This is a genomic window from Parahoeflea olei (genome assembly GCF_001703635.1).
In the GTDB taxonomy this organism is placed as follows: domain Bacteria; phylum Pseudomonadota; class Alphaproteobacteria; order Rhizobiales; family Rhizobiaceae; genus Hoeflea; species Hoeflea olei.
This window is the reverse complement of sequence record NZ_LQZT01000049.1, coordinates 45,364-55,399: the sequence shown is the minus strand read 5'-3', so window position 1 is coordinate 55,399 and position 10,036 is coordinate 45,364. Positions and strand designations below refer to the sequence as shown.

The following is a 10,036-nucleotide window of genomic DNA, read 5'->3' as shown; positions in this document are numbered from 1 at the left end:
TGGATCGCGCAACTGGGCACTTTCGAGCGTGCCGCGGCACGGCTCAGCACAACGCAGTCGGCGATCTCCAAGCGCATTTCCGAGCTCGAGGCCACCGTCGGCTTCCCCCTGTTCGACCGATCCCAGCGCGGCTCCAAGCTCACCCAGCGCGGCGAGGAAGTGCTTGAAATCGCCCGCAAGATGCTGCGGCTGCAGGAGGATGTGGCGATGATCAAATCCGGCGGCAGCAGCGGGCTGCAGCGCCGGGTGCGGATCGGGGTCACGGAACTGACGGCCATGACCTGGCTGCCGCAGCTGATCTTCCGGATCCGCGCCGACTATCCCGGCATCGTCGTCGAGCCCGAGGTCGGCAGCAGCCGGCCGCTCTACGAGAGCCTGCAGAGCGGGTTGCTCGACATCCTCGTCTGTCCGGAAATGGCGATGGATTCGAGCGTGACGACCGTGCATCTCGCCAATGTCGATTTCGGTTGGATGGAACAGCCGGGCCTGACCGGCGAGGCGCGGGTCCTGCCGCTCGAGGAACTGGTGTCCTACCCGTTGCTGCTCCAGGGCGGGCGATCGGGGGCGGGCTCCCATCTCAACAAGTGGCTTTTGTCCGAACGGCTCGTGTTCGAACGCGTGCTGTTCACGGACAGCCTGATGGCGGTTGCCGGCATGACGGTGGCGGGGCTCGGCATCAGCCACCTGCCGCGGCTGTGCTTCAAGCACCTGATCGACGACGGCCGGCTGCGGGTGATCGAAACCAAGCCCCTGCTCCCGGAAATCCCCTATGTCGCGAGCTTCCGGCGCGATCATCCCTCCCCCTTCATGGGCGCGCTCGCCGAAATCATGCGGGAACTGAGCGACTTTTCCGAAGGGCTTTGAACGCCCCTGCCGGGCCCCGGCCTGCCGGTTTCGCACTGCCCCACGGGCTTGCGAGCGCAGCCGCTCCTCACCGCGCAAGCAAGCCTGCCTCATGGGTGGCGAGGCGCCCGCTCAACCGCGCGCGGGGAAGATCCGCTCGGCCGGCGCGGTGCGCGGCTGGCCCGCGTCCTCGGCGGGCGCGGCGCGCTTGGGCTTCGGCAGCGCGCCGTTGAACATCAGCGTGAGGATGGCGCTGCGGCGCACCCCGAGATGGATCGCATAGGCGATCAGCCCCGCCAGCGGCGCGATCACCGAAAATTCGATCACCGGCGGCAGGTCGACCAGCAGGAACAGCGTCGCCAGCACGAAGATCACCGGATGGTGGAACAGGTAGATCGTGAAGGAGGCATCGACCAGCTTGCGCACCCGTCCGTCGGGATGGCTGAAATGCTGCCGCGCCTGGCTGGAAATGAAGCCGACGATCAGCAAGGCGCCAAAGATCGCCGCCATCACCGCAAGCGTGTGGGTGAGAAGCCCGGTCGGCGGCAGTTGCGAGGCGGTCACCAGCGCAACGCCCACCGCGAGACTGCCGAAACCGGGCTTCAGCAGCAGGTCGTGCAGGGTTCGGCTGTAGAACAGCACCACGCCGAAGGCGAAATAAGGGGCGTAGAGATTGTAGTTGATCACGGCATTGCCGTAATAGGGGCTCGCGGAGACGATCATCGTCTGGGCCTGGGCGCAAAGCTGGCAGATGGCGGCAAAGGCCGAGAACGACAGCAACCGGTTGGCGCCGATCCAGGCCACCAGCCCCTGCGCACGCCGGCGCAGCCCCTGCCCGCCGAGAGCCGCATAGACAACCGCGAGCGCGACGCAATAGGCGATCAGCGCCCACAGGAACCACAGATGCGAAATCCAGGGCTCGCCGAAATGGGTGAGGCTGTGGCCCATGCGCACCGGCACCTCCGCCCAGGGAACGGCACCGGTGACGCCGAGCGAGATGGAACTGACCACGATCTGGAACGGCAGGATCAGAAGCGTGGCCGACAGCAGCGGCAGGCCGAGACGCAGGAACCGCGACCGCAGCCAGGCGCGCACGCCCCGGCGCTCGAGCAGCATGACCGAGAACATGCCCGCGAGCATGAAGAAGCCGGGCATGCGGAAGGTGTGCAGGAAATTGGCAAGCCAGGTCAGAACCTGGCTCTTGTCGGGTGAGCTCACCGACCATTCATGGGTGAGCGAGTAAGCCACCGCCGCGTGAAACGGAATGCCCAGCACCAGAAACAGCGCCCGGGCGAAATCCCAATAATGCAGGCGTTGCCGGCTGCCGCCGTCGCCGATGCGCATCGCTGTCTCCTTCGATCCCGTTGCCGGTTGGCCCTCAGGCATGTCCAACCATGGCACAGGAACGTTAAGCAGCGCTTTCGCGAATGGGCGGCATTTGAAGCGTTCGACCGCAGCCCGTGCCGGGCGCGCGCCCGCAAGTGCCTGACAGGCCGAGCAAACCGGCGCACCGCCCCTGCCCTGCCGGTGCCGGACACGGGGGCCAGCCACCCCGAGACCGCGCCCCCGCATGCCGAAAAGCCCGCGTGGGGGAACGCGGGCCTTTTGGCTGCCTGGAGGTGGTCAGAAAAAGCGGCCAGCCGACATTGGGGGGTCGGGGGTGGGTGCCGGCTGGCCGCTGCTGATCTGAAGGGGTCTCAGATCAGGGCAAACTTAGTTGCCGGTCGCGGTCTTGCAGCGGCTTGCGACCGAGTCGGAAAACTTGGCCTTGGCTTCCTGGGCCTTGGTGCAAGCGTCCTTCAGGGCAGCCTGCTGCTCGGGGGTCGCGCCGTCCCAGTTGGCCTGGAAGGTGGCGTCATCGACGTCCTTGCCTTCGGAATCCATCATCATGTCCCAGACGGTCGGGTCATTGGCGTAGGCGTCGAGTTCGCCGCGGGCGTTGCTGGCATTGGTGTCGGCAAAGGCGCCGGCGGTGAAACACAGGGTCAGGGCAGTGGCTGCAAGAATCTTCTTCATGGGGGTCTCCTCTGGAAGGCCTTGGCCCGGCTGGGCGTCGGCCCTTCTTTTGCTGTGGGTTACAGCCCTACAACACCGAGCCCCACGGATCGTTCCGCAAAAAAATCGCGCGAGCCGGATTTTTTCTGCCCGCGCTGCCCTCAGGCCGAGAAGACATGACGATGCCGCGGCCACACGGCCGGGCGGCGGCTGGCGCAAACCGGACAGCGGTTCCGGGCCGAGTGCCCGGCCCCAGGCGCTCGAGGCTTGCCGAGCCCCCACACGGCAAAAGGCCGGGATCGCTCCCGGCCTTCGACGTGACGTGAGAGGACCGCGCCGCGGGCGCGGCATCCCTCCTTAGTTCTTCGACTTGTCGACCAGTGCGTTCGACTTGATCCACGGCATCATGCCGCGCAGCTTCTCGCCCACTTCCTCGATCTGGTGACGGTCGTTCATGCGGCGGATGCCCTTGAAGCGCGAGGCGCCGGCCTTGTATTCCTGCATCCAGTCGGAGGTGAACTTGCCGGTCTGGATGTCGTTCAGCACCCGCTTCATCTCGGCCTTGGTCTCGGCGGTGATGATGCGCGGACCGGAGACATATTCGCCCCATTCGGCGGTGTTCGAGATCGAGTAGTTCATGTTGGCGATGCCGCCTTCATAGATCAGGTCGACGATCAGCTTCACTTCGTGCAGGCATTCGAAATAGGCCATTTCCGGCGCGTAGCCGGCTTCGACCAGGGTTTCGAAACCGGCGCGGATCAGTTCCACCAGACCGCCGCAGAGAACCACCTGTTCGCCGAACAGGTCGGTTTCGCACTCTTCGCGGAAGTTGGTTTCGATGATGCCCGAACGGCCGCCGCCGACGCCGCAGGCATAGGACAGCGCGAGGTCATGGGCGTTGCCCGAGGCATCGTGATGGACGGCGATCAGGCAGGGCACGCCGCCGCCCTTCTGGTATTCGCCGCGCACGGTGTGGCCGGGGCCCTTCGGCGCGATCATGACGACGTCGACCGTCGACTTCGGCTCGATCAGGCCGAAATGCACGTTGAGGCCGTGGGCAAAGGCGATCGCCGCGCCGTCGCGGATGTTGCCGGCGATCTCGTTCTTGTAGATGTCGGCCTGCAGCTCGTCGGGGGTTGCCATCATCATCAGGTCGGCCCAGCCGGCCGCCTCGGCGACGCTCATCACCTTGAAGCCGTCGGCTTCGGCCTTCTTGGCGGTGGCCGAACCTTCGCGCAGCGCCACGGCGACATTGGTCGCGCCCGAATCCTTCAGGTTGAGCGCATGTGCGCGGCCCTGCGACCCGTAGCCGATGATGGCCACCTTCTTCGACTTGATGAGATTGAGATCGGCGTCGCGATCATAATATACGCGCATGAGACACTCCCGTTGGTTCGCGTTGTCTTTGGTGTCGGTCCGGCGCCGGGGTCGGCCCCGCCGCCGCAGTGGTTTCAGGTCTCCCCCCGCCCGTACAGGCCGAGGAATTGGTGGACCGCTCTCGCGGAAACGGCGGCGATGTCGGCGGCTGCGGGGCGGTTCGCGTCGCCGAGCAGCGCCCGGATCTGCTGGTCGGCGACGACCAGACCGAAAAAGGCATGGAAGGCCTCAGCCGCGTCGTCGAAGCCGAGCAGCCCCGCCGCCCTGCCCGCCTCGAACAGCGGCTCGAGCCGGCGCTTCATGGCAAAGGGGCCGTTGGTGAGCACGATCTCGCCGAGCCGGCTCTTGCCCGAACCCGCATGCGAGACCGCGGCGCGGTTGAGCGCGATCGACAGATCGCTGGTGATCACCGTGAGCCAGCTTTCGGCAAAGCCGGTGAGCGCCGCTTCGAGGCTTTGCCGCGTGAGCCGCTCCTGCGGCAGTTTCGGCATCCTCACCTTGGAGGCCTGCCAGCGCACGGTGGCGGTGAGCAACCCGTCGCGGTCGCCGAACCACTTGTAGAGCGTTTCCTTGGAGCAGCTCGCGGCGCGCGCCACGGCGGCCACCGAAAACCCGTCGCCCTCGGCCACCATCAGCTTCAGCACCGCATCGAGCACTTCCTGCTGGCGCTCGGACAACTCCTCGCCCGCCGATGCGCCAGGGGCGCCACCGGCGGGCCGAGCGGTCGCCTTGGGAGCGAATTCGGATGCGAGGGTCAAACTCATGCCGGTGATGTACCGTACCGTACGGTACAGTGTCAAGGGATCACCGCGGCCTCCCCCGGATTGTATTTGCCGGAAAGCCGACACCCCATGACTTGAAGCTTCGACCTGAAGGCACGGTGGCGCGCGACCCGTCCTCCGCTCTTCGCGAGGCGGACGCCACCGCCGCGGATAAGCAATCGCGGCGGCAATCTTTTGGGATTGCCGCCGCGCGTTTGTGTCTGGCCGGGGCCTTGGATCAGAACTTGAGCTTCAGCTTTGCAGTGAAGGCGCTTTCGGCCACGCCGGAGCCAAACTGGCCGTCATAGGAGATGCTGAAGTCGGTGTTTTCCAGGCCCATTTCGGGACGGGCGCCGAGATCGAAGTTCAGCCCGGCGCTCAACAGCGCCACATCCTCGCCGACCGATGCACCGGTCACGGCGAACGGCGTCCCGCCGGCAAAGGCGTTGAGCGCGCCCGGCGTTGCCGAGCCATAGGCGTGGCGCCAGCCGACCATGCCGGTCAGCCTTGCCGCGCCGGCATCGCCAAACGGCAGCAGCGCCGAGGCGCGAATGCCCAGCGTCGAGAAGGTCATGTCGGTGGTGCCGGAGGCGATCGAAAGCGCCGAAGCCCCGCCGGTCTCCGTGTAGCCATCGCTCGAGACCGAGATATGGGCCAGGCCAGCGAAGGGTTCGAAGACCGCGGGGCCGGTATCGAACTCGTAGCCGAGTTCGCCGAAGACCTGCGCCGTGCCGGCATGGGTCGCGGCGCCCAGACGCTCGGAAAAGCCCGCAAACGCCGCCGTGCGCGCGGTGTCGACATCGGACCAGGCATAGGCCGCGCCGCCGGTCAGGTTGAAGCTGCCAAGGGCGGCGCCACCATAGACGCCGACGAAGAAGCTCGACGCATCCGCCTTGGAGGCAAGCCCATCGACCCGGTAGCCGGACGCCTGATAGCCCGCCACAAGGCCGGCAAGACCGGTGTCGCCGATGGCCGCGTCGCCGCCGACCATCACGCCGCCGGTGCGGGTGTCGAGACCGGCCGCAGCGGTGTCGAAGGACCCAAACGCGCCGAAGCCTTGCACCCAGGCGCCGAGGCCGTCGCCGGAGCCGCATGCTTCCGCAGCCGTCGCGCCCTCGCCCGCGCCGCCTGACCGCGCCAGGCAGGCGCCCCTGGAGACAGCCCGCGCCCGATCCAGCGCCGCATCGCGGACAAAGCGGGAATCGGCGATCAGGCCGGTCTTCAGACTGGCGTGGATTTCTCCCGACAGCGCATCGAAGGCAGCCGGCGCCGACAGCCGGTCGAGGCCGGCCACCGCGTCAAAGACGGCATTGCCAGCCCCGAGGTTCTCCAGCTCAACGGCCACCGCGCGCTGGTTTGCGGACCGGGCCAGATCGGCGAAGGCGGTGTCGTTGCGCACGAGTTGCAGGGTCACGGAATTCGCCCCGTACACGAGCGTCGGATCCAGGAAAGCCAGTGCCGAGGACACCCCCTCGAAGGTGCCGGAGACGCCGCCGGCCGCGGTCAGGATGGTGTAACTGGAGTTCGGCGCATAGGTCCCGTTGAGGCCGACATGCATCACCCGGCCGCCGAGCGTCGCGGTGCCCGTCACCTGGATCAGGTCGGACACAGCACTGCCGGGATCGGTCTCCACCTCGTAGATCGAGCCGGTCTGGAACACCAGATTGCCGGCCACGTTGATCGTCCCGGGCGAGTTGCCCGGCGCGATCGCGCCGCCGGTCTTCACAAGCGTCGAGCCGACCGTGCCGTTGCCGGCGAGCCGGCCGCCGGAGCCAAGCTCGAGATTGCCGCCCAGCGTGGTGCCGCCGAGCGTCATGGTGAAGTCCTGCACCGTCGTCTCACCGGCATAGGCGGAATTGTCGCCGGTCAGCCGGACCAGGCCGCCGCCGGTGTAGAGAATGTCGCCCGCGCCCGTGACCACACCGCCATAGGTGCCGTCGAAGGCCTGGTCGAAGGTCAGGTTGGTGCCAGCCGCCACCATCACGTCGCCGGTGAACAGTTGCGTGGTGGAGACGACCGAGCCCTGCTCGATCGACCACCGCAGGCTGCTTGCGCCGGTGAGCGTGAGCGTGCCGGCGCCGGACTTGACCATCTGCCCGTCGCTGCCGCCAAGCCCGCCGATGTCGCCGGCAAAGGTGCCGTCGGCGCTCTGGGCGAACTCCACCGTGCCGGCATTGGCGATGTCGCCCCGGATCGAGCCGGTGTCGCCGACGAGGGTGCCGGAGGAGACATTGGTGCCGCCGGTGTAGCTGGTGGCGCCTGCGAGCGTGAGCGTGCCCGCGCCCGACACCCCGAGCGCCCCGGATCCGGTAACCGTGCCGGACAGCGTCAGCGTTGTCCCGGCCGCAGGCGCAAAGCCGCCGCTGGCCGATGAGAGCGTGATGGCGCGCGCCGTATCGAATGTCGTCGTCGTCGAGAGCGTGCCGCCGTCGAGGGCAAGCCCGCCGGAGGCCGCGCCAAGCGCCGCGTCCGTGGCGACCTGCAGCGTTCCTGCCCCGATGGTGGTGCCGCCGGTGTAGCTGTTGACGCCGGTGAGCACCAGCGTGCCCGACCCCTGCTTGGACAGCCGGGTTGCCGTGCCGTCAGCGATGGTGGAGGCGATGGTCGTCGTCACGCCGCCATCGACATTGACGGTGCCGGCCGAGCCGGACCCGGGCGACAGCGACAGCGTCCCGCCGGTAAGCTGATAGCCGTCGGTCTTGAACTGGAGCGTGTCGAAGGCTTGCGTGCCGGCCACAGTCACCGTGCCGGCGGTTCCCGCAAACACGCCGACAGACCGCAGCCAGGGCAGGTTCATCGTCCCGTCACTCGACGTCCAGTTGTTGGCCGACGCGTCCCACGTGCCCGTGCCGCCGTCGACGGCAGCATTGGCGGCCGTGTTGGCGCCGTCCCAGAACTGGATCTGCTGACCAGAGCCCACGACCACAAGATTGACCTGAGCCGGGGTGCCGGTGATCACCGTGCCGGTTGTCCCGGGCACTCCGGTCACGTTCACCGTTCCGAAGCTTCCCGACAACGCGCCGGCATAGCCAAAGAGATTGTAGAAGCCGGCCGAAGCGACTTGCGCCTCGAGCGTACCGCCGAGCGCCAGATTGCCGCCCACGGAAACGAAATCGTTGGTGGCCCCGCCGGACACGTTCGGGGTGTTGAGCTCGAACCGGGTGGTCGATCCTGCAGACAGAGTGAGGTCGCCATTCACCGTGAGCGTGCCCGGGCTCGCGCCCGGTGACAGCGTACCGCCGCTCTGGACAGTCACGGAACCGCCCAGGATACCGGTGCCGCCCAGCGTGCCGCCAGACGCCACCTGCACCGAGGAGGATGTGCCGCCGAGCGTGCCGTTGACCAGAAGCGAGCCGCCCGAGATCGTCGTCGTGCCGCTGTACAAGGCGCTGTTTGCCGACAGGATCGAGACGCCGGATCCGGTCTTGGTCAGCGCACCCGTTCCGACGAACATCCCCCCGAATGTCCGGTCGGACGACTGGTCCAGCTCGAATGTCCCGAACACGCCGATATTGACGTTGCCGCCGAACGCATTGCTGACGCGCAGGGTGCCGCTCGCGATGGTCGCAGGGCCGGTATAGCCGGACGCATCCCCGGAAAGGGTCGTCGTCGCGGAGCCCTGCTTGGTGAGCACCCCGTCTCCGGTCAGAGCGCCGGAGAAGGTCCGATCCGTCGCCTGGTCGAGCCGCAGCGTGCCCGCTGTCGCGATATCAATGTCGCCCCCGAGCGCGCCGGAGACGGTGAGCGCGCCGCTGCTGATCGTCGTCGAACCGGCAAAGGCCGACGAATCGCCAGAAAGCATTGTGGTCCCGGACCCCTGCTTGCTGATCGTCCCGGTTCCGGAGAACGTGCCGGAGAAGGTCCGGGCCGAATTCTGGATCAGCCGCAGCTCCGAACCGACCGCGATATTGCCGCCAAGCCCGCTGTAGACTTCGAGCACGCCGCCCGACACGTTGGTGCTGCCGCCAAATGCCGAATTGTCGGCGGTGAGGCTCATGAGGCCCGCGCCGGATTTGGTCAGCGTTCCGGTTCCCGACACCGCGCCCTGGGCCGAGACGGACATCGCGGCCGCAACATTGACGGCGCCGTTGCCGGAGCCGACCGAGATCGGGTTTAAAACGGTCGTCGAGTTTGAGACCCGCAGCGTGCCGCCGTTCAGGGTCAGCGTCCCGGACGACGCGCCCAGCACCGCCCCGTTGGAGATCGACAGCGTCCCAGCCAAGATCGTCCACGGCGTCTTCTCTGTCGTCGTTCCGTTCAACGTCCAGGTGCCGTTGCCGGACTTCTCGAACGCCTCGAAGCCGCGGAACTGCGTGGCCGGTCCAACGAACGAGACATTGAACGAGCCATTGGTGGTGCCACCGATCTCGAACGTGTCGAACATACCTCCCGCGACGACATTGCCAATAATGTTGGGAGCGGAATAAACTGTCAGCCGGTTGGTGCCGCCCGTGAACTCGATCGCGTTTGCGCGGGTACCGCTGCCGCCGTCAAGGCCTCCGGAGACAGTCCCGCCCGTCTCGATCGTGACACTCAGCCCCTCACCGATAATGCCGACGCCGCCCGCACCGTTCGTGCCTGCCGATCCACCGACGCTCTGCGTGCCGGCATTGGCGCCGTCTCCGCCGCGGACGCTGCCGGAAATCGTGACGACCGCTGTCGAATCGAACAAGAGACCCACGCCACCGTCGCCACCGTCGCCGGCTGCGCTCGAGGACGTACCATTGCCACCGAGGCCGCCGTTGCCGCCCACGACGGTTCCCGCGATCGTGGCCCCGGAAACCGGGTTCAGCATGTGGAGACCGATGCCGCCATCGCCGCCACCGCCGCCGCCGCCGTCGCTAATGGCGCCGATGGCGCCGTTGCCGCCCCGTCCGCCGTTTCCGCCCTTGATGGTGAACGCGGAGTCGAGCGTCAGGCTGCTGCCCAGATAGACAGCACCATAACCGCCGGCCCCGCCGCCGCCGCCGCCGCTCGCATCGTTGGAGGAGTTCCCTGCGCCGCCGTTGCCGCCGTTTCCGCCTGTCAAAGACCCCGTAATGCTGTTTCCACGATAGCCG

The 10,036-nt window shown here is 67.3% G+C and carries 6 protein-coding genes; 1 reads left to right on the top strand and 5 read right to left on the bottom strand.

Going from position 1 to position 10,036, the window contains the following annotated elements:
* Positions 1-864: LysR family transcriptional regulator (locus AWJ14_RS20105; RefSeq protein ID WP_210183573.1), on the top strand; the 864-nt coding region annotated here is incomplete at its 5' end.
* A gap of 111 nt (positions 865-975) precedes the next feature.
* Here AWJ14_RS20105 and AWJ14_RS20100 read toward each other — a convergent pair.
* The 5 genes from AWJ14_RS20100 to AWJ14_RS22050 all read right to left on the bottom strand — a co-directional run bounded on the left by AWJ14_RS20100 (position 976) and on the right by AWJ14_RS22050 (position 10,005).
* Complete coding sequence (locus tag AWJ14_RS20100; RefSeq protein WP_066183754.1) at positions 976-2,187, bottom strand: acyltransferase family protein; 1,212 nt, start codon at positions 2,185-2,187, stop codon at positions 976-978.
* 369 nt (positions 2,188-2,556) lie between these two features.
* Complete coding sequence (locus AWJ14_RS20095; protein ID WP_066183752.1) at positions 2,557-2,859, bottom strand: hypothetical protein; 303 nt, start codon at positions 2,857-2,859, stop codon at positions 2,557-2,559.
* Positions 2,860-3,195: 336 nt separating this feature from the next.
* The gene (gene ilvC / locus AWJ14_RS20090) at positions 3,196-4,215 is read right to left on the bottom strand and encodes a ketol-acid reductoisomerase (protein WP_066183749.1); all 1,020 of its coding nucleotides are present in this window, start codon (positions 4,213-4,215) and stop codon (positions 3,196-3,198) included.
* Positions 4,216-4,289: 74 nt separating this feature from the next.
* Entirely contained in the window at positions 4,290-4,979 is a 690-nt protein-coding gene (locus tag AWJ14_RS20085; protein ID WP_139112718.1) for a TetR/AcrR family transcriptional regulator C-terminal domain-containing protein, read from the bottom strand.
* Between the two features lie 235 nt (positions 4,980-5,214).
* Positions 5,215-10,005: an autotransporter domain-containing protein gene (locus tag AWJ14_RS22050; RefSeq protein ID WP_083220393.1), complete on the bottom strand. Its 4,791-nt coding sequence runs from the start codon at positions 10,003-10,005 to the stop codon at positions 5,215-5,217.
* Between the last annotated feature and the right edge of the window lie 31 nt (positions 10,006-10,036).